This window comes from Corynebacterium gerontici, assembly GCF_003813985.1.
Lineage (GTDB): Bacteria > Actinomycetota > Actinomycetes > Mycobacteriales > Mycobacteriaceae > Corynebacterium > Corynebacterium gerontici.
This window is the reverse complement of record NZ_CP033897.1, coordinates 215,444-234,810: the sequence shown is the minus strand read 5'-3', so window position 1 is coordinate 234,810 and position 19,367 is coordinate 215,444. Positions and strand designations below refer to the sequence as shown.

Sequence of the window (19,367 nt, the reverse complement as noted above, 5' to 3'; positions counted from 1 at the left end):
TCGCAATTAGATTACCCCTAACAACACCTCGCCCCTGGGTTGCGGTCTTGTTCCTTGTAGTGCTCGCGCCAAAACTCTTTGCGGCTCATTGGCGCATGGGTGCAACCGGAGCGCTCGTGGAATTCCACATAGCGCTCATATTTATCTGCACCCATCACGCCTTTGAGGAATTTGATCATGACCTCGCCTTTGCCTCTTTGTACTGCTTCCACTGCTTTTCAAGCTCGCGCTCGGAGTGGGTGGGCACAAGGTCTGCAGGTGCGTAGATCTGGGACTCCACATAAGGGTCATCGTGATCCACGATCTTCTTCGTGCGAATCGCCTGGATGGTGCGCAAGGCGGAGATGCCAACCACAATCAAGGTCAGCACCACAAAGAGGATCGATAGCGAGCCCTGCACGAAAGTATTGCGAATGACGGCTTCGATGGCGTCGGGCGTGGTGGCAGTGCCGTACTTCTGTGCACCGGAGGCCAGCGCCTCCTTGGCCTTGAAGTGGTTGGCCCAATAACCGATCTTCGGGTTGGAGGAGAAGATCTTGTGGTAGGAGCCTACGACGGTGACGATGACGTCGAAAAGCAAAGGAAGAATGATGATCCAGAGATACTTCACGCGCCCCTTGTGCGCGGCGATGCTCAGGCAGACCGCAAGGGCAATGGCGGCCAGGAGCTGATTCGCGATGCCGAAGAGCGGGAAGAAGGTGTTAATGCCACCCAGCGGATCCGTGACGCCAAGCACCAAGATGCCGCCCCAGCCAGCCACCATGATCGCGGTGGTCAGCCACACACCAAAGCGCCAAGATGTGTCCTGGAATTTGGGGATGAAGTTGCCCAAGGTGTCTTGGAGCATGAAGCGCGCTACGCGAGTACCCGCATCCACGGCGGTCAAGATGAAGAGCGCTTCAAACATGATGGCGAAGTGATACCAGAAGCTCATCAGATCCAAGCCCGGCAACATTCGGTGCATGATGCCCGCCATGCCAACAGCAAGGGTGGGAGCACCGCCAGTACGAGAGACGATGGTGTGCTCTCCTACCGCCTGCGCGGTGTTCGTGAGCTGCTCCGGGTCAAGATTGACGCCCGTCAGCCCCAGGGAGTTCACAAAGGCCGCTGCGCCCTCAACAGTGCCAAGGGTGGCACCGGGGCCTGCGTTCATAGCGAAGTAGATGCCACGATCCACCGTCAGCGCTGCCACGAAGGCCATGATGGCCACGAATGACTCCATGAGCATGCCGCCGTAACCAATAAAGCGGGTCTGGCGTTCCTTTTCCACCAACTTGGGCGTCGTACCGGAGGCAATCAAGGCGTGGAATCCTGAAAGCGCACCGCAGGCGATGGTGACAAAGAGGAAGGGGAACAGCGAGCCGGTGAATACCGGCCCATCGTCGCGGGAGGCGAACTCAGACAACGCAGGCACGGTGATCTCTGGGCGAACCACCACGATGCCGATGGCCAGCAGCAAGATGGTGCCGATCTTCATAAAGGTAGAGAGGTAATCGCGCGGTGCCAACAACAGCCACACAGGCAAGATGGCTGCGACAAAGCCATAGATAATCACAGCCCATGCCAAGGTGGTGCGCTCCAAGGTCAGATGTTCAATGCCCCACGCGGAGCCACCGACGTAGCCACCGCCAATAATCGCTGCGATCAGCAGCACAAAGCCGATGACGGACACTTCCATAACCGCGCCTGGGCGCAGATAGCGCAAGTAAATACCCATAAACAGCGCAATTGGGATGGTCATGCCCACCGAGAACACACCCCAAGGTGATTCGCCCAATGCATTGACCACCACGAGCGCCAAGATGGCCGTAATGATGATCATGATGGCAAGCGTGGCGATGATGGCTGCATATCCGCCGACGGTGCCCAGTTCATCCTTAGCCATCTGGCCCAGGGAGCGGCCGCCGCGTCGCATGGAGAAATGCAGTACAAGGTAATCCTGCACCGCACCAGCAAAAATCACGCCGACGATGATCCAGATAGTGCCGGGCAAAAAGCCCATCTGCGCTGCGAGCACGGGGCCAACCAGCGGGCCTGCGCCTGCGATGGCGGCGAAGTGGTGTCCGTAGAGCACTCGGCGGTCAGTCGGCATATAGTCTTTGCCGTCTTCCTTGTACTCCGCGGGGGTGGCTCGGGAATCGTCTGGGCGCACCAGCTTGTCTTCAATGTACTTGGCGTAAAAGCGATAGGCGATGAAATAGCTACAAACCGCGGCGAAGACGAACCAGATGCCGTTGACGGTTTCTCCACGAACGATTGCGATCATCACCCATGACACGCCACCGAGTAGCGCGATTGCTACCCAGAGCAGGATCTTTTTCCAGGTCCAGGTGCTGTGGTCGCGTTCGAGCGCTTCGGGTTCTACGTGGTTGGGTGGCCGGGTGAGGGTGTGCGTCATCTGGCTTCCTCCAGGGGTGTTGTCTTGAGAGGGATTGGTATAGCGTCAAGATTAGTGTTTTTTAGCGAACACAACAGGGTCTATTGCGATATAGCTCTCAATGTTTTCTTGAAGGCTATTCGCACACACCCAGACACTTAACACCAACTTCAGCTTTGTAAACCGGTCGCAGTGCCCTATTATCCGGAGGGTAAACACTCACTTACGGCCACTGAGGGCTGATAAGCAGCAGAAAGAGCAAGGTCTTGGCAGAAGCAGTAGAACCCGCAGTGCAGGCCGAGCACGAAGCAGTGCAGGTCACGTCAGAGGTTGCACCGGCCGTCGTGGCAAGAGGCATTGCTGTGCGCGGCGAAGAAGGCCCCGCCTATGGCCCACTCGACGTCGAAATTCCCGGCGAAGGCCTCAGCATCCTCAACGGACGCGGAGGCTCGGGCCGCACCGCACTAGCACTCACCATCACCGGACGCATGAAAGTCAGCGAAGGCGAACTCGAGGTGCTCGGCGAAACTCAGCCGAAAAAGATCCGCGACATGGTCGCCATCGCCGGCGTTGAATCCATCGATGCACTCGACCGCAATGTGCGGGTACACGAGATCCTCACCGAACACCGCGCCTGGTCAAAATTGTGGATCACCTGGACAAAGCCCGCCGACGAGCAATACCGCAATGAATTGTGCTCGGAGGTCTTTGGCAAACGCGATATGCCACCGCTGGATGTGTACGTCTCTCAACTTTCAAGCCTCGACCGCATCCTCCTACGCATCTGCTTGGCACTGCGCCCTGCCAATGGAGCCGACATCAAAATGCTGGTGATGGACGACTTTGAGCAGGTCCGTGAGCAGGAGGACCGAATCATCCTGCTGGACGTACTGACACGGATCGCCAAGACAATGCCAGTGGTGCTCAATGCCGTGAACCCCATTGAGGGCGTAGCGCACCACCAAATTGAATTATTCACCGACGCCGCACACCTTCAGCCCAAAAACACTGGCCGCCACCATAAGGACGAGCAATGATTTCCGGATTACACATCGGCACCGAACTCCGCCGATTCAAAAGAGCCAAACTGGCGCGCGTGGCCATTGTTGCCATCATTTTGCTTCCACTGCTGTACTCAGCCCTGTACCTGTGGGCGTTCTGGAACCCCTTTAACAACGTCAATAATTTGCCCATTGCTTTGGTGAACTCCGATAAGGGCACCACCGTAAAGGGCAAACAGCTCGACGCGGGCGATGAGGTGGTCAAGGGACTGCACGAAAATAAGGAGCTCAACTGGACTGACACCAGCGCCGAAGAAGCCGCCCGCGGCGTCAAAGATGGCGATTATTACTTCGCCCTCGAAATCCCTGAGAACTTCTCTGAAGCCGTAGCTTCACCAGCGGGAGATAATCCCGAAAAAGCTCAGCTTCGCGTCACCTACAACGATGCCAACGGCTACCTCTCCACACTCATTGGCCAAAATGCCATGAGCGCGCTGCTGCAAACTGTCTCAGACGAAATGGGTGCACAAGTAGCAGACCAGATCCTCGTTGGCGTAGTTGATGCAGGCACCGGCCTGAAAATGGCCGCCGACGGCGCGGGTCAATTGCAAGATGGCGCACAACAACTCAATGATGGCCTGGGCAAGCTGAACGCCGGCGCCAACACCCTCAGCACCAAATTGGGTGATGCCGAATCCGGGTCCAAGCAACTCGCCTCCGGCGCAAATGAGCTAGCCAACGGCACGAGCCAGCTTTCCGACGGCGCCGGCCAGTTGGCCGGCGGCACCGCGCAACTCAATGCTGCGGTGGACGAAGCCTCCGGCAAACTCGGTGAGCTCACCACTGGCGTTGGTGCACTTGCAGGTGGCATCGATCAAGCAGGGCAAGGCGCCTCCGCGATTAATAATGGCGTGCAGGCATTGCAGGCAAAGGCCAATGAAGTCACCGAACTGCAAACCTTGAACTCTCAAACGGCCCGCGATATTGCACGGCAACTACGCCTGATCCCCGGAAAGCAAACCAACCTTTTGGCAGATCAACTGGATCAGCTCGCAGTAGCGATCGACACCAATGCGCTGGGTAAGGATTCGATTTACACTGCCCAAATCCACCAGCTTTCCGATGGCACCGCCCAACTTGCCTACCAGCTTTCTGATCCAAACGCACCGCTGCGCGGTGGCGTGGAACAACTACAGGCTGGCACCCAGCAGCTTCCCGGAAAATTGGGAGAGCTCCAAAGTGGCGTCAAGCAACTCAACGACGGTGCGCAGGCACTGAGCCAGGGCGCCCAGGCAGTGGACCAGGGCGCTCACCAGCTTTCCTCTGGCGCCAATGAGCTTTCGAGCGGCATCACCCAACTGCACACCGGTGCTGGAGAGCTTGCCGCCAACATGGGCACCGCCGCCGACGGATCCCAGAAACTTGCAGCGGGCGCAGGCGAGCTGCACACCAAGCTGGCAGAAGGAGCAAGCCAGGTTCCCCAATGGAACGAGCAGCAGCGCCTCGACACCGCAACCGTGGTCGGTGGTCCAGTTATGCTCTCGGCAATGAACGATGCTGGTGATAACACCTTTGGTGCAGGTCTAGCGCCGTTCTTCTTCTCGCTCGCGCTCTACATCGGCGGCTTGATCGTCTTCCTGCTGCTGCGCCCCATGCAGGCTCGTGCCGTAGCCAGCGGCGTGGCCCCGCTGCGTGCAGCCCTTGATGGCCTGTGGCCAGCCTTCCTGATTGTGGCACTCCAAGCCACCGCCGTCTTGCTCGTCACCATGTTCGGCGTGGGTCTACACCCCGTCTACCCCGTGGCGCTGTGGCTATTCTGCGTGCTCATCTCCGTGGTCTTTGCCGCTATGAACCAAATGTTTAACGTGCTCCTCGGCCCTGGGCCCGGCAAGGTTTCGGCCATGGCGTTCTTGATGTTGCAAATCATCGCCTCGGGCGGCCTTTACCCCGTAGAAACCGAACCGAAGATCGTCCAATGGTTCTCCCCCATCAACCCCATGACGTACACGGTCAATGGCCTGCGTCAGCTCATGTACGGGTCCTTGGATGAACGCCTCCCCATCGCCATAGTGGTACTGCTCTTGGTGTTGGCCGGTTGCGTGACGGCCACAGCCTTGGGCGCACGCAGGGATCGCACCTGGACAATGAAGCGCTTGCATCCTGCGATCAACCTCTAGGGCATTAGTATCTAGGCAATGAAGGAATCGCTGCGCGAAAGCATTGTCCATGCCTACCGGATCGTCTTCCACCCGGAAATTCCCGAAGACGCAACCCGCTTGCAAAAGTGGGAGTTGCGGGTGGAAGGCCCCATGCTGCTTACATCAGTTGGGTTCCTCTTCCTTTTCGCGTGGACAACGCTGGGCGATTCCAGCGCCACCACCAAAATTGCCGAGGTCGGCCTTTCCCTGACATGGATTGCCTTCATTGGCGATTACGTGGTGCGCCTTTACCTCACCAAAAATAAGAAACGATGGTTCTGGCGGCACTTCCATGAATTTCTGCTAGTGGTTCTTCCGATGTTCCGCCCGCTGCAGATTCTGCGCATTGTGCCCATGCTGTTTGTGCTGCAGCGCTTCTCGCGCCAAAATCGCTCCATCACCGTCGCCATTTACACCGGTGCCAGCGCGGTGCTGCTGATCTTTGTGGCCTCACTGTCCATCTATGGCGTGGAATCCACCCAAGCTGAATCTCAAATTAAGACCTTTGGCGATGCCCTCTGGTGGTCCATCGTCACCGTCACCACCGTCGGCTATGGCGACATCGTTCCAGTGAGCATCGCTGGACGCTTCATTGCCGTATGCCTCATGCTCGGCGGCATCGCCATCGCCGGTGTAGTCACAGCCACCATCGCTTCCTGGCTGATCAAGCAGGTGGAAGGCGAACAACAACAAGAAGATCCAGTGCAAGCAGAGCTGCGTATGCTCCGCCAAGAAGTAGCGGAGCTACGCAAAAGCCTCAAAGACGAGCAGCAGGATTAGCTACAGCGCACGATCGGCTGGGGATCGTACACAGTAGTTTGAGTTTCCCTGGAAATCTCAGCCCCAGAGAGGTTCTTAATAATCCGAGTATCGCTGGTGCTAAAACCTTGGGCACCCGAAGATGGTGTGCAATTAGACCCAGATACCTGCATCACCTGCGGCGAGGTATAGGCCCAACGCCCACCATTGACCGACTCCACATTCACCGTTTTTACCCCAAGCAACTTCACCGTTACCTGACCCCCACCTGCGGAGGTTTGGATAATCACCGGGTTGGGTGAATCATTCTTAAACTGCAGGTCAATGGCACCCTCGTACACGGTTGCCTCACGTCCGGCTGGGTAACGCGAAATGTAGTAGCTATGCGGGGTGTGGGCCACATCCTGCATCCCGGCAAAGTAGGCAGCGTTATACAACGTGGTAGCAAACTGTGAGATGCCACCGCCCACGGCCTTATCGGCACGACCGTTGAGGATCACCCCAGATTCCACAAAACCCTGTGCAGTGCCACGTGGCCCGGTGTAGCCATTGAGCGAAAACGTCTCGCCCGGTGCAACAAACGCACCGTTGACCATCTGGGCTACGCGGGCAATATTCACACCCGAGGCATCGCTATACCCGCCGGTGGTGAATTCACCCACCACGTCGTCAAAGCTCGCCTGCTGCGCCATCTCCGTGGTGTACGTAGCTTTTTCATCCTTGTACACGGCCTCACGCTCACGCGGTTGATCCGTGGTGGGATCAAAACCTTTAAGTGTTGCCTCCCATTCAATGCTCACCCCATCGCTATGCGGGGTGACCTCCATGCTGGGATAGCTCACTTTGGCATTACGCAAGGGCCGTTCAGTAGGTCCAAGACCTTCTTCAAAAATGTGCTGGGCTGCTTCTACATTGATCTTGGGTTCGAGGCGCTCAAAGCTCACCACCTCTGCCATACGCTCCGGGGGAATCACCCCATCGGCATCGCGGCCATGAATCACATACGGGCTACTCACGGCCTGCTCGGCGGCGGGAAGCGCTTTTTCTACGGCCTTTTGGTCAAGTTCAGGGTGCGTGACCTCAGGTTCCAGCTCAACACCTTCTGGCCACTGCTCAATCAAGGCCTGCTCTACCCCTTCGACCTTCTGGCCGTTTGCAGGCTGCGGATCCACATTGACCTTCCCACCTGCAAGGTTGAGCTCTGCTTCTACCGGTTCGGGCGATAATTCGGCGCGAATCCGATCCACCTGCGGGCGAAGCAGCGCCTCATCAACGGTGCTGGTAACGGGAATTTCATAGGTGCTAAAGAAGCTTCGTACTCGCGTAATCGGGTTCAGCGCTTGTTTTCCAGCACCGTCAATCGTGGCCTGCCAATCAGGCATCACACCAGACGCTGCCGGGTTAAAACTGGAGCGCAAATCGCCCGCTTGCACCTCAACGGGTGCCGAGGGATCAATTTCGCGTTCTAGCAGCGCTTGAGCTTCCGAGGGATCCATCCCGCCAATCTCAACTCCACCCACCGTGGCACCCCGAGGTACCTGCCCTTGGGTGAGCAAAAGATCCGCGCCGTAGAGCACACCAATACCCACGACGATGCCCGCGCCTGCTAATACTGCTTTCTTCACTTCAACCAATCTACCTGTAAGCTGGTTGCCATGGCTTTTGACTCCGACTCTCTCAACGCTCGCACGTTGGGCCCCACGATCGCCAGCGCGATAGTCGGTGTTGCTATTGGCGTCGCCGCGATCTTTGGCATTTCGATGATCAACGATTCCTCCCAGTCCAACGCTGTGGATGCCGACCAGGCACTATTGGGCGACCCAGAATACGGCTCCCGCGAGGGCGGATCACGCTAAGTAGGCGCCTGGCGCACCTGTGGGGCTGGCTTGGGGCGCTAGCCATCGCCTTCTTGCAGCCCTGGGGCAAGGTGGCCGCAGACACAAAACACGATCTAGCGGCAGACCCTTCTGGCTTTCTCGCCCAAGCCCTGCACGCCTACTCCCCCATATTCCCCCTGGGTCAGATCCAAAATCAGGTCTACGGTTACCTCTTCCCGCAAGGCCTATTTTTCCTGCTCACCGACTGGATGCCGGACTGGGTTGCCCAAAGGCTGTGGTGGACCATCGTGTTGGGCGTGGGCTATTCGGGCGCGCTGATCCTCTTCCAGCGCCTCGGCTTGGGCGTGCAACCCCTGGCCGCGGCCTTGTATGCGCTTTCCCCGCGCGTGCTGACCGCACTTACTGCCATCTCTTCTGAAACCTGGCCCGTGATGCTCGCCCCGTGGGTGCTGTGGCCACTGGTGGCCAAGAAGCCCTGGGTGGGCGGATCCTTGCTGGCAGTGGCGATGATGGGCGCGGTCAATGCCGCAGCTACCCTGGCCGCCCTGGTTCCGGCGGGCCTGTATTTAGCTTATCGACGCCGCGCGCTCATCCCCTGGTGCCTGGGGGTCATCGGCGTCTCGCTGTGGTGGATCATCCCCCTGCTCGTCTTCGCCCGCTACTCAGTGCCCTTTGTGGATTACATCGAAAACGGCCAAGTAACCACCTACTGGCTCAACTTCGCCGAAGTGTTGCGCGGCACTACCTCCTGGACGCCCTTCGCGGACGTGGAACGCCGACCCGGCGTGCTGCTAGTGCACCAGCCCGTCTTCATCCTGGGCACCTTGCTGGTGGCAGGCATCGGCCTGGTGGGACTTTTGAAGGTGCGCGGCTTTTGGCTATGGCTGTTGTCCTTGGGTCTGAGCATCTTCGTGTTCGCCGCACTCTTCCCCTCGCTGCTGGACGGCCCGCTGGTGATGTTTCGCAACGTGCACAAGTTTGATCCCCTCGTGCGCCTGCCACTGGCAGTGGGCATTGCTGCGATCCCGGCGCGCCACCGCATTGCCGTGGCATTGGCGGGAGTGGTTGCTGTGGGGCCGATCTTCGGCCGCCTGCTGCCCATCGGCGCTTATGAGAAGGTGCCCGACTACTACCACGAAGCAGCCGACTACCTGAACGGCCTGGATACCCGCGTGCTGATCCTGCCCGAGGCCAGCTTTGCCCGCCAGGATTGGGGTTGGACCCGCGATGATCCCTTCCAGCCATTGTTGGATGTGCCTTGGTTATTACGCGATGGCATTCCCCTGGTTCCGCCCGAGGCAATCCGCAATCTGGACGGCCCGGTAAGTAAGGCCAATTTGGAGCGCCTGGGGGTGGGCGCGGTGGTGGTGCGCCACGATTCCGCCCGCCGCATCAGTGAGGACGCCAAGGCTGAGCTGGGCACACCCGACCACCATTTTGGCGAATTAGACGTTTATACGCTCCAGCCCGGCCGCGGCATGTACGTGGCCGACTCCATCACCACGGTCGCCGGTGGCGGCGAGGCCCTGGCCATGCTTGGGCCCGGCACTTTCAAGCTTGTGAGCGGCGACGCGCAGATCGTCACCGACACACCCCTTGCCGTCAACCGCAATTTTGGCACCCTGGACAACGCGGCTTCGCAGCCACTGATGGAGCCGGGGCGCGACTATGCCTCGGTGGGCAATCCGGTGAAGGTGGTAGAGCGCGGCGGGCACGCCAGCACCCCTGACTCCTCGGCTTTTGATGGGGATACCTCCACGGTGTTCTTTGGCAAGAGCATAGATATTCACGCCGATCAACCCCAACAGCAGCTCCTGCTGCACGTGTCCAAGCCCGGCAAAGTAAAGATCAGTGCCGATGGTTTTGAGCAAGAGGTGAAGGTGGAACAGCAAAAGGTAGTGGATGTACCGAACCTGCAAGATATTCGCCTCGAAACGGATACGGGTCTAGTTGAGGTGGGCTTTGGCGTGCGCCGCGTAGTGCATGTGGATGCAGGGCCTTCGGTGCAGCAATACGTGTTCAATGGCAACCGCGAATTCACCGTGCCACGCACCATGACCCTGCAGATGAGCCGCGCCGCGTGGATTGATGGAAAATTGCAGGCGGGCGAGGTCACACTCACCGCAGGCACCCATGAGATTCGCACGCGCAAGACTGTCACGCTGGGCAAGGCCACCCCGGTGCCCATGGATCCAGTGCTGGTGACCACCCTGGCCACCAATCCCGGGCTGCGGGCAACACAGAACGGGCAGGAGCTTGAACCGGTGAAGGTCAATGCTGCATCCCAGGGCTTCAAGCTCAACGGCGATGACAAGGTTGAGATCACCTTTGCAGGTGAACGCCCCTACCAAGCCGGATTGATCTTCGGTGCATGTGCAGGTTTGATCACGCTGTTGTTCTTTAGGCGCCCACGCTATGAGCCCGTCCCCGCCGATGACGGCGAGTTCCCCCTCGGGCTGCTTGCGCTGGGACCAGGACTGGTGATGGTGCCAATTACCTGGGCGGTGCTCAAGTTCAGCCGCTTTGGCCGCGAGGCTTGGATCTTCACCTGCCTGGGGCTGTGCGCCATGTGGATGATGCGGGCACCGGCGGCGTACCCGCAGGCACTCACGTTGGTGGCTGCGGGCGCCGTGGCGGCGGTGCTGTTGCCGAAGCGCTAATTGCCTAGTTAGAGGCCACATCTATCCAGCGCCTCACAAGTGTGCGGGGAAGTAACGCGACTATCAACCCTGCAACTATGAGAACCGTGATGATCTGCGGGTCTTGGAAAAACACACCTGCACCCAGCCAGACTGAAATTGCCGTTGCGAAGCTCGTGGCCAAGCGAGTCATCGAAGCCGTCTTCCCTCGGTGCTGTTGCTCCCAAAACCAAATTGCATCTCCATCGCCAACATCGTGGCCACCGAGAAAGCGAGAGACGCACCAACCATGGCAAACAAAAGCAGGAAAGACTGCGCTGCGAGCTGTTGGATATTAGTTGCGAGAACCGTAACCCCAATCGACGTGAGCATCAACCCTGCGCCGACTCTGGGCATCCAACTCCAAGCCTGAGTATTGCGCGTCAGGTATTCACCCAGCTTACGAATAAAGAGGAACTCTACGAGCAGCGTCCCAATTCCAACCACAGAGATGAACCAGGGCTCAAAATGCGGAGAAACAAGTACCCACGCGCTCAATCCAACCGTTGGCATCGCAGACACCAGCCCCAGGATACAAACGGTGAGCAGCCCAAGCGAAAACCAGCGATCGAAATGAAATCTTGAAATCGCTTGTTCCCGGGGCGTCCGCTCTCTCGCCTCCAAATGTTTAGCAAGTAGTTGCGTAACTGCGAATGAGACAAAGACGAGCAGCAGCGCAGGGACGAGCAGTGCAAACCAGGCTCCTTTCGGCAGAATGCTGAGGAGGACCGTTGCACCGGCGATGACGAGCTAGTTGAACAGGAGAAAGTAGCGTCGAACAAAGGCATTAAACCTCGTCCGATTTTCCCTGGATACCACGCTCGAGCGGATCTTATCCTTCGCCGGTCCTACCGATCGAGCGATCCCAAGACTAGCGGCAGACGCTAATGCTAGAAGGGCATAATTTTGTGCCCAGCTCCCATATAGAGCCGCACCAATGCAACCGGCCTGCAGAATTTGAAGTACCTGCAAAAGGCGAATGAAGTCCACTCGATCCACCAGATAGCCTATGACCAGGGTGCCGACGAGCCCAACGCCAAAGCCGATTCCAATGGGTGTCGCGTCGATGAGGCTAAATCCATGATCGAGCGCGCGACCAAATATCAGAAACGGGAGCACCGTTACGAGGAGACTGACCTGCATCCCATCTAGCAGAACTAGCGTGGCTACCTGTTTAGCTGCTGAATCCCTCATTCCAGGACACAGCCTTCAGCGACAAAAGGATCTGAGATGGTGTCTACGGCGAGAGGTTTGACCATGTCTGCTCCTCCCAGCGCTCCGCTTTCTTTAGATTCCCAAGTTAATGTGCTCCATCGCACGTTTCAATGGCATCTGGCGAACACCGCCGCGTTCCGAATCGCCTTCGGAGCCCAACTCCTTAAAGGTTGGACTAATTCCCGCTGCGCTGGATCTTCACAGCAACAGCGAGCACGCCCAGGCACAGTACGGCGGTAATCACGGACGCGAATTGCGCCGAAAGCATTGATGCCATCCAGGGCGTCACAGCCGCAGAAGCTGCATATCCCACGCCACCTGCGGCGTAGAGCATCGAAAATGCAGCGGCCTTACGCTGATCCGGCACCACATCGGAGACGATGACTTGCCTGAGCACCATCGATGGAGCCTGGACCACACCAATGAATCCAGCGAGCACCAACAGCAACACATAGTTAGGTGCGCTGCCCACCACGCCGAGCAGCAGGATCATCATGACCGTGGAGGCCATCGCAATGCTCTCAGGACGCGACCAGCGCTGCTTAAGACCAAACACGGCAGAGGTGAGCACACTGCCGATGGCAAGCACGGCCAGCACAAAGCTGGTGCGCTCATCCGAACCAAACCACTCTTGCAGGAGGCCTGGCACAAGCGTGTCAAAGGCTGCTGTGACCGCCATGATCACGCCCGACGCCACCACCGGCACCGCGATGGGACGGAACTTCGCCTTGCCGGACGTTCCCGATTGATGCTTGTAATTCTTAGGGATCGCCGCGAACACCAGCACAACGGATGCCAGCATGAGCGCAGCCAGGCAGAGGTAGGCGGCAAAAGTGTTGAGCTTATGTACAAGCATGACGCCGATAACTGGGCCGATCACCCAGCACGCCTGGTTGATCACGTTGTCGATGGAGAGGATCCTCGCTGGCTTTTCACTCAATTGGGTGGCAGAAGATCGCAAAACTCCGGGAAGAGGTGAAGAGACCATGCCGAGCAGCAGCACCGCGATGCCTGCAAGCGGCCACCAGTCGGGTGCGCTCCAGAGGGTAAACCCTGCAAGTCCAAGTAGCGCGGCGCTGATCGCGCAGATGAGTGCGCACTGCCGTTTGATCGCCGCACCGTTGAGTCTGTGCGTAAGCAACACCGCCCCGATTGCTTCACCTGCGGCGTATCCGCCAGAGATCAGACCACCCGCGACGTAGCTCTTGCCTACGGCTGAGGTACCAACCACCGCCACCATCGGGATAGTGGTGACAACTAAACGGGTCAGCGGGGTTATCAGCAGCCATGCCGTTAGGGGTTTAAGAAAAGTCTTCATCATCTCGATCCCGCTGAACAGCCTTTCTTATATGTTTCGAGCTCAAAAGTGTCTTCGTGCCGTGCCGAGCAATGCAGTCGAAAACATAGTCGCTTTCGGATTGGGAAACCAGCCTGGCCTCGACTTCGACAACCTCGCCAAGTCCACAAGCGCCCACGTGCTTGCATTCATGCGAAAATCCAACGGTGAAAGCGTCACAACCCTCATTTTCCAATTCCCTCATTGCTGCGAGTTCACACAACCAAATGAGGATTGGAGTGGCAACCACTGGGATGTCGTTCCTCCATTGAGTTGCCAAGTCCGACTCTGCCACTGTGTGCTGAAGGACAGTCACTCCGAACCTTTCGACAATTGAGAAAAAATATTTTTCTTTTGCATTTCAATCGTGCCACCCGCGATGACCAAACCCTGTGCGTCTGACAGTAGCTTGGACACTTCACCGGTTTCATATCCTGAGTGGCCGAGAACCCGCATGGTATCCTGCGCAGTCTGGAGCACTGCTTCTGCTCCAAGCATTTTGGCAATAGAGCTAGTCATCGAGACTGTCGACATTTGGGATTGCATCTCCGTCAACGCCTCACGAGACAGCGCTTCAACCGTCGTAGCATTCACCCGAGCTCTCACGATGCGATCTTGAACATACTGGTAATTATCGATCGTTTTTCCAAAAGCAGCACGGTGGTTAGCAAATTCCATCATTTGATTTTCCATGAGCCTGAGGAAAGGCAATGCGATGATGCCGTATAAAAGTCGATCCAAGCAAATTGTGTCATAAATAATTTTAAGACCATTCCCCGCAGGTTGAATAACATTTTTCTCGGATCCACCCTCAACGAAGAGTTCCGGATAGCTTTTTTAGCCACCACCGCGCCCAAATCATCCAGAGAAGCCCCATCGCTCAGGTAAAAGCGATTCTGGATACCCGTTTTGGGAATGACCCACTCTTCACCTTTGCCAGTCCATTCGCCGATTTGATCGTTTCCAATCGCCTTTCCCGGAGTGGCCAGCGCCGTACCCAATAACCAGACTTTTTGACTATTCATTTGGTAGCCATTCCTTCCTGATCAACCCCTACATCACGTACAAATCAAGTCCCCACCCCGCCGAGGATTTAAATGCAGGTATAACCATGTTTGCATTTATCCTCAAGTATCTGGCGTGCGTTTCATACTTTGAGATCGATGTTAGGAACGGGTAAATCGCAGCGCCATGGTGACAAGTTCGAAGCGTCTTCATATGCCAGCGCGACCGCCTTCCCCAAGCCCATTCGTAAGCACTTCGAGTAACCGAAAAGGTGATCGCACGCCCTTCCTGCGGGTCTGTCTAGGAGGCGATAGCTTTCCTAAAGGAAGCCCGTAGAGCCCGGGTTCCCCAATCGCAGGATCTCATGGCCGGCGGCCAGCTTAAATTAACCAGTTCACCAGCGAGTTCATTACCAAATCCTTGCAACCGAACGGCCGCTGGCGTACCCGATGCTGAATGCCTGCTCAATTTCTAGGCCGGAACTCGCCAGGATTGTGGGCTCAATGGCTGATGGCATTGACCTCTTACAGCCCCAGCGCTCAGCCGTCACCGCAGCCGCCGGATGGATTGTGGCTCGATCTGAAGGTCCTTCGAAATCGTCTCCACAGCGCTTCGAAAAGGTCGATCTAAACATCAATGTGACCGAAGACAAATTTCAAGGAACAAAACCCGTGGCACTTCAATTCCACACATACCACTGACTTATCGGCTACATCTAATACTCCGTCAGCAGGGCATTGGAAGACTATTCGCTCAAAGGCTTCTCCTCTAACCTCGGTGTTTTTGACTGGTAATGTGGGTCTCGATAGGCCTCGGGACGGTCAATGCCGCGAAACATCGGTATACCCCCGAGGTCATTGCTTTGCTTGAACTCCCAAGTAGCCTCGTTACTGCACACCTAAAACCCTGGCCATCATGCGTAAGCCGTCACCCTCCATTGCGGAAACGCCGCGATTCCAGTCAATCGGAAGCGCAGCTCCCCATCTCACAGACGACTTGCAGCAACCTTCCGCCTACCCCGCGCGCTGAATTTGCTCTCCACGTAGCGGTAACTCAGATCCGCCACGGCAATGGACATCACGATGGTCACGGCACTCACCAGCACAAAGTGTCCGCTGAAAGGCTTGATGCCCAGCATGGGCAGGACAATCGACAGTACCGGGAGGTGCCAGAGGAACAGCGAATAACTGATGCGCCCCAGCCTCTGCAACGGCTCGGTACGCAGCAGCTTGGAGTTCCAGGCCGCCAGCATGACGAAGAGCCCGAAGAGCGCGCCGAACAGGATTTTGCGGAAAAACTGCAGGGGGCTTGGGTGATCCAGCCCCAGCGGGCCGAACCACATCTGGCCTGCAATCCACGCCACCACCAGTGCCGGAACCCAGAACCACACACTGGCGCGCTTGGGCTCGTATTCGGCAAGCAGCAGCCCCACCCCAAACCAGGGTAGGTAGGAGAAGGGGAAGATCTGAAAGTTCACCCCTCCCTCAGGCCAGGGCATGAGCGTCCAGGCAAAACCGAACATCATCAGTGCCACGATCGCGCCCACGCGCACCTTCTTCTCCCGCTTGCCCACGGCCCAAAATAGCACCGGCAGCCCCAGGTAGAACGCCACCTCCACGCACAGCGACCACATGTGCGTGAGCCCACCGGCTAACCCATTGGGCAGATAAATTTGACCGAAGAAGAAGGTGGCGAGGATCGCCTGGGGTGGGGTGCGGAAGGCGTCGAAAAGCAAGGCAAACGTCAGACCCACGCACACCCAATAGGCTGGGACGATGCGCCAGAAGCGGCGGCGCAAATAGCCTTGGGGGCGGAAATCGCGCCAGAGCAGGAACGCGGAGAGGGCGAAGAAGACGGCCACGAAGTAGTCGAAGCGCGCCAGGACGGCACTCTGAGTACCTGTTTGGAAGGCGGTGTGAGTCAGCAGCACGCCTAAAGCTGCGACACCGCGCAATCCCTCAAGCTGCGGCAGGTACGATGAAGACACTAATTTCAAGATTCTAGGTTGGAGATCGGATTGCGCAAAGTAATCGCTGCCGCGGTATTACTGGTGCTTGCCACGGTGGTTCCCCCGCTGATCACTAGCCGCATCATGCCCATCCCCCTCAATTCTTCGCACACATATGTTGCCCACGGCGACCACACCACCTTGACCCGCCAGATTGATACCTCAGATCCTGGCATCAAAGACGAGGTGAAAGTGCATGTGCAGGACACGCTCAAAAATGATGCAGGTAAAACACTGATTAGCGTGGATGATCACCTGCAACTGATTCGTCACTCCACCTATCCTGTGTTGGACAATAATTCCAGTATCACTGTGACCGTGCTGGGCAAAACGGACAAACGCGAGCGTTTCACCCGCAACGGACTGCAGTATTTCTTCCCATTCAATACTGAGCGGCGCTCCTATGATTTCTATGATGTTTTCGCCGGCGATAGCGCACCGCTGGATTATGTGCGCCAAGACGGCGACGCGTATGTCTATCACCAAAAGCGCGAGCATGTAGAGCGAACCATTTGGGTGGAGCCAAAAAGTGGCACCATCCTCAACGAGGTGGAGCACCTCACACTGCCTGGGATCGACACCACGCTCGAATGGGATCAAGCCACCCAGGACGCGGCCCGAGCACACGCTGATCGCACCAAACACACCTTGCAGGCGCTTCGAATCGCAAGCTTTATGCTCAAGCTGTGTGCCGTGCTCCTTATCGCTGTAGCGCTATGGCGTCGCCGCTGATTCGTTGGCCAGTGCTGTGGTCGGCACTGCTGATTACACTCCTGCTCTGGCCCTTCGCCACCCCAGGCATGCTGGGACTTCGCGACATGGTCGTGGTTCCCCACCCCGCCGTCTCCTTCGGCGATCTTCCGGCGCGCAACTTCCCCCAAGACGGCATCCTCGCGGTTCTTGGCAAGCTTTTCGACGCCTCCTACGCCGCCCGCCTCATGCTGCTTGCAGGGGCAATCGCGGGTGCGTATGGGGCGAGCCGCTTTGGGCAGCGCACCTGGGGCAAAATCGCCGCTATCACTTTGTGCCTGTGTAACCCCTTCACCATCGAGCGCCTGCACCAAGGCCACTGGTCTTTGGTGATTGCTGCCTGGCTGCTGCCCCTGCTGGTGGCTACCAAGAATCCGCTGGTGCTGTGGGCCTGTTCGCTCACACCCACCGGTGCGGTGATCGCCACGGTCGTGGGGGTTGCCACCGGGCCGTGGAAGAAGATGCTGCTGGTTGGCGCCTTGAGCTCTTTGAGCTGGCTTGTGCCCAGCTTGCAGTCCGTGCCGGGCAGCAGCACGCATGCCTACCTGGCAAGCCACACGGGCAATATCTGGAACGCGGAGGTGGCGGTGTGGCTGCCTATGCTCGCGCTGTTTGGACTGCTGCTCCTTGCACCTAGGCGCCTGCAGATCCTCGCCTGGTCCGGGTTGATACTCATGCTGGCCATACCCTGGCTGCTGTGGTTGCCGGGGGCCTCGCTGTTTCGCGATTCCAATAAGCTGCTCATGCTCGCACTGCCCGCCATGGTGGCCGGTGCCGCGCGCATTCCTCCCCTAGCCTTAGTGTTCGCCGCCCTGAGCTTCCGCCCACTTCCCGACGTGACCGTACCCACCCCTGATCTGCCCCAATCCGAAGGCGACCTGCTCATTGTGGACAGCCGCGGCATCGTCGAATACCAGGGGCGTGTGATGGTGGACCCGCGCCTGAAAGCAAACAGCTCCGTGCAGGCAGGCGAGCTGCGCGTGGATGGGGAGATCACCGATCAAGCCTCGCCCCGCTATACCGAAGCACTCAAGCACCTAGACGATGATGCCTGGCTGCGCGAACACCATATCGGGCTGGTGATTGACGGCGACTCCCAGCGAGAAATCGGCGGTATCACGAAGCCTCACCCCTTGGGCTGGGCGCTCATCTTCTCCTGGTTCGCAGTGCCGATGATCTGCATAAAGCGCCGGCCAGTCTCCTCCCAGGAGAACTGCTGCGCATAGTCTCTTGCAATGGCGCCAAGGGTTTGGCGGCGTTGTGCGTGGAAAAGCAAAAGACGCGTAGCGGCAAGGAAATCGGCGTGGGTATCCACCAGGAGGCCGCCGCGGACGGAATCACGAAGCCCACCTGAACTGCGATAACCAATGGTGGGCACCCCGTGCAGGCCAGCCTCAATCACGGCCAAGCCCCAGCCTTCCTTGGCAGAGGGCATAAGGTGCAGGCAGGCTCGCGCGAGGAGTTCATGCTTGCGGCGCTCGCTCACGTGGCCGTGAAAATGCACGCGATCTGCAACATCGGCGGCATAGGCGCGCAGGCGATCGGACCACCAGCCGGAACCAATCACATCCAGGTGCGCCTCGGGGATGGCGCGCACGGCGTCGATGGCGTGCTCAATGTGTTTATGTGGCACCAGCCTGCTCAGGGTGACCATGCGGAAGGATTCCTGGGCCGCGCTGGCATCCACCCGGTCCACGCCATTGCGGATGATGGCTACGCGGTGCACCCCCAAAGCGCGCAGTTCAGCAGCACTGGGTTCAGACACCGTCACCCACTGGGCATTGCGATAGACAAAGGGCGCGACCTTCGATTCCAGCCACCAACCCACCCGGCCAAGGAGGCGTCCTGCCACCGGCCACTGCTCGCGGTGGCAATGGTGGCTAAGCACCACCACCGGTGCGCGCGTGGCCAGACGCGCGAAGAAGGGGATGCCGTTTTGGGTATCTACCACCACATCAAAACGCCTGCGCCACAGCCACAGCAACGCGCGCGGGTACACGCTGAAGCGTCCGCCCGCGCGCGAGAAGGTGATACCGCCGCGCTGTTCTTGTTTGAGTGATCCGGGATAGCAGGCGGTGCGAAACGTCACCTCGTGCCCGCATGCGGAGAGGTATTCGCCTACTCGCTCAAGGTAGCGCTCGGAGCCGCCACCTTGGGGGTGGCTGGTATCGCGCCAGCAGAGCAGGAGAACCTTCATGGCCG

Annotated in this window: 18 protein-coding genes; 8 read left to right on the top strand and 10 right to left on the bottom strand. The window is 58.2% G+C overall.

Annotated features, from left to right (window positions below; all coding sequences use genetic code 11):
• Positions 1–17: 17 nt before the first annotated feature.
• The gene (locus CGERO_RS01095; protein ID WP_123932974.1) at positions 18–179 is read right to left on the bottom strand and encodes a YbdD/YjiX family protein; all 162 of its coding nucleotides are present in this window, start codon (positions 177–179) and stop codon (positions 18–20) included.
• Positions 176–2,398, bottom strand: coding sequence for a carbon starvation CstA family protein (locus CGERO_RS01090; RefSeq protein WP_123932972.1), 2,223 nt, complete (start codon positions 2,396–2,398; stop codon positions 176–178). The genes CGERO_RS01095 and CGERO_RS01090 overlap by 4 nt, the downstream gene beginning before the upstream one ends.
• A gap of 245 nt (positions 2,399–2,643) precedes the next feature.
• Here CGERO_RS01090 and CGERO_RS01085 point away from each other — a divergent pair, with 245 nt between their 5' ends.
• Genes CGERO_RS01085 through CGERO_RS01075 form a run of 3 tightly spaced genes read left to right on the top strand, consistent with a single transcriptional unit; the run spans position 2,644 to position 6,356 of the window.
• Positions 2,644–3,414 carry a P-loop NTPase family protein gene (locus CGERO_RS01085; protein WP_245998846.1) on the top strand — a complete coding sequence of 257 codons (771 nt, stop codon included), beginning with the start codon at positions 2,644–2,646 and terminating at the stop codon, positions 3,412–3,414.
• Positions 3,411–5,555, top strand: a complete 2,145-nt coding sequence (locus CGERO_RS01080; protein ID WP_123932970.1) for a YhgE/Pip domain-containing protein — start codon at positions 3,411–3,413, stop codon at positions 5,553–5,555. Before CGERO_RS01085 ends, CGERO_RS01080 begins: the two co-directional genes overlap by 4 nt.
• Positions 5,556–5,573: 18 nt before the next feature.
• The gene (locus tag CGERO_RS01075) at positions 5,574–6,356 is read left to right on the top strand and encodes a potassium channel family protein (RefSeq protein WP_123932968.1); all 783 of its coding nucleotides are present in this window, start codon (positions 5,574–5,576) and stop codon (positions 6,354–6,356) included.
• Here the strand turns inward: CGERO_RS01075 and CGERO_RS01070 are convergent.
• Entirely contained in the window at positions 6,353–7,969 is a 1,617-nt protein-coding gene (locus tag CGERO_RS01070) for a VanW family protein (protein ID WP_245998845.1), read from the bottom strand. The two genes, CGERO_RS01075 and CGERO_RS01070, sit on opposite strands and share 4 nt — an antisense overlap.
• Before the next feature lie 21 nt (positions 7,970–7,990).
• Here CGERO_RS01070 and CGERO_RS01065 point away from each other — a divergent pair, with 21 nt between their 5' ends.
• Positions 7,991–8,191, top strand: coding sequence for a DUF2613 domain-containing protein (locus tag CGERO_RS01065; protein ID WP_123932966.1), 201 nt, complete (start codon positions 7,991–7,993; stop codon positions 8,189–8,191).
• The gene (locus CGERO_RS01060) at positions 8,146–10,833 is read left to right on the top strand and encodes an alpha-(1->3)-arabinofuranosyltransferase domain-containing protein (RefSeq protein WP_342768157.1); all 2,688 of its coding nucleotides are present in this window, start codon (positions 8,146–8,148) and stop codon (positions 10,831–10,833) included. The genes CGERO_RS01065 and CGERO_RS01060 overlap by 46 nt, the downstream gene beginning before the upstream one ends.
• Positions 10,834–11,001: 168 nt before the next feature.
• Here the strand turns inward: CGERO_RS01060 and CGERO_RS01055 are convergent, their stop codons facing one another.
• Entirely contained in the window at positions 11,002–11,373 is a 372-nt protein-coding gene (locus CGERO_RS01055; RefSeq protein ID WP_123932963.1) for a hypothetical protein, read from the bottom strand.
• 435 nt (positions 11,374–11,808) lie between these two features.
• On the opposite strand from CGERO_RS01055, the gene CGERO_RS01050 reads away from it, so the two are divergent.
• Positions 11,809–12,003: a hypothetical protein gene (locus CGERO_RS01050; RefSeq protein WP_123932961.1), complete on the top strand. Its 195-nt coding sequence runs from the start codon at positions 11,809–11,811 to the stop codon at positions 12,001–12,003.
• A gap of 238 nt (positions 12,004–12,241) precedes the next feature.
• Here CGERO_RS01050 and CGERO_RS01045 read toward each other — a convergent pair whose 3' ends face one another.
• The 5 genes from CGERO_RS01045 to CGERO_RS01030 form a co-directional block, all read right to left on the bottom strand.
• Positions 12,242–13,387, bottom strand: coding sequence for an MFS transporter (locus CGERO_RS01045; protein WP_245998843.1), 1,146 nt, complete (start codon positions 13,385–13,387; stop codon positions 12,242–12,244).
• Positions 13,368–13,697 (bottom strand): thioesterase, FlK family, encoded by a 330-nt coding sequence (locus CGERO_RS10860; protein ID WP_425455490.1) that lies wholly within the window; start codon positions 13,695–13,697, stop codon positions 13,368–13,370. The genes CGERO_RS01045 and CGERO_RS10860 overlap by 20 nt, the downstream gene beginning before the upstream one ends.
• A 17-nt stretch (positions 13,698–13,714) precedes the next feature.
• Positions 13,715–14,143, bottom strand: coding sequence for an acyl-CoA dehydrogenase family protein (locus CGERO_RS01040; RefSeq protein ID WP_245998842.1), 429 nt, complete (start codon positions 14,141–14,143; stop codon positions 13,715–13,717).
• Complete coding sequence (locus tag CGERO_RS01035) at positions 14,080–14,427, bottom strand: beta-ketoacyl-[acyl-carrier-protein] synthase family protein (protein ID WP_123932957.1); 348 nt, start codon at positions 14,425–14,427, stop codon at positions 14,080–14,082. Before CGERO_RS01035 ends, CGERO_RS01040 begins: the two co-directional genes overlap by 64 nt.
• Positions 14,428–15,392: 965 nt before the next feature.
• Positions 15,393–16,394 carry an acyltransferase family protein gene (locus CGERO_RS01030; RefSeq protein ID WP_245998841.1) on the bottom strand — a complete coding sequence of 334 codons (1,002 nt, stop codon included), beginning with the start codon at positions 16,392–16,394 and terminating at the stop codon, positions 15,393–15,395.
• Between the two features lie 30 nt (positions 16,395–16,424).
• Here CGERO_RS01030 and CGERO_RS01025 point away from each other — a divergent pair, with 30 nt between their 5' ends.
• A complete protein-coding gene (locus CGERO_RS01025; RefSeq protein WP_164470207.1) occupies positions 16,425–17,147 on the top strand; it encodes a porin PorA family protein in 723 nt (240 codons plus the stop codon).
• The gene (locus tag CGERO_RS01020) at positions 17,132–18,391 is read left to right on the top strand and encodes a hypothetical protein (protein WP_123932951.1); all 1,260 of its coding nucleotides are present in this window, start codon (positions 17,132–17,134) and stop codon (positions 18,389–18,391) included. Before CGERO_RS01025 ends, CGERO_RS01020 begins: the two co-directional genes overlap by 16 nt.
• Here the strand turns inward: CGERO_RS01020 and CGERO_RS01015 are convergent.
• On the bottom strand, positions 18,292–19,362 hold the full coding sequence (locus CGERO_RS01015) for a glycosyltransferase family 4 protein (RefSeq protein ID WP_123932949.1): 1,071 nt from the start codon (positions 19,360–19,362) through the stop codon (positions 18,292–18,294). The two genes, CGERO_RS01020 and CGERO_RS01015, sit on opposite strands and share 100 nt — an antisense overlap.
• Positions 19,363–19,367 lie beyond the last annotated feature (5 nt).

Coding starts and splice junctions, on each gene's coding strand:
- CGERO_RS01015 (WP_123932949.1), bottom strand. CDS start 19,362: ATGAAGGTTCTCCTGCTCTGCTGGCGCGATACCAGCCACCCCCAAGGT.
- CGERO_RS01075 (WP_123932968.1), top strand. CDS start 5,574: ATGAAGGAATCGCTGCGCGAAAGCATTGTCCATGCCTACCGGATCGTC.
- CGERO_RS01090 (WP_123932972.1), bottom strand. CDS start 2,398: ATGACGCACACCCTCACCCGGCCACCCAACCACGTAGAACCCGAAGCG.
- CGERO_RS01080 (WP_123932970.1), top strand. CDS start 3,411: ATGATTTCCGGATTACACATCGGCACCGAACTCCGCCGATTCAAAAGA.
- CGERO_RS01035 (WP_123932957.1), bottom strand. CDS start 14,427: ATGAATAGTCAAAAAGTCTGGTTATTGGGTACGGCGCTGGCCACTCCG.
- CGERO_RS01095 (WP_123932974.1), bottom strand. CDS start 179: ATGATCAAATTCCTCAAAGGCGTGATGGGTGCAGATAAATATGAGCGC.
- CGERO_RS01065 (WP_123932966.1), top strand. CDS start 7,991: ATGGCTTTTGACTCCGACTCTCTCAACGCTCGCACGTTGGGCCCCACG.
- CGERO_RS01020 (WP_123932951.1), top strand. CDS start 17,132: ATGGCGTCGCCGCTGATTCGTTGGCCAGTGCTGTGGTCGGCACTGCTG.
- CGERO_RS01045 (WP_245998843.1), bottom strand. CDS start 13,387: ATGATGAAGACTTTTCTTAAACCCCTAACGGCATGGCTGCTGATAACC.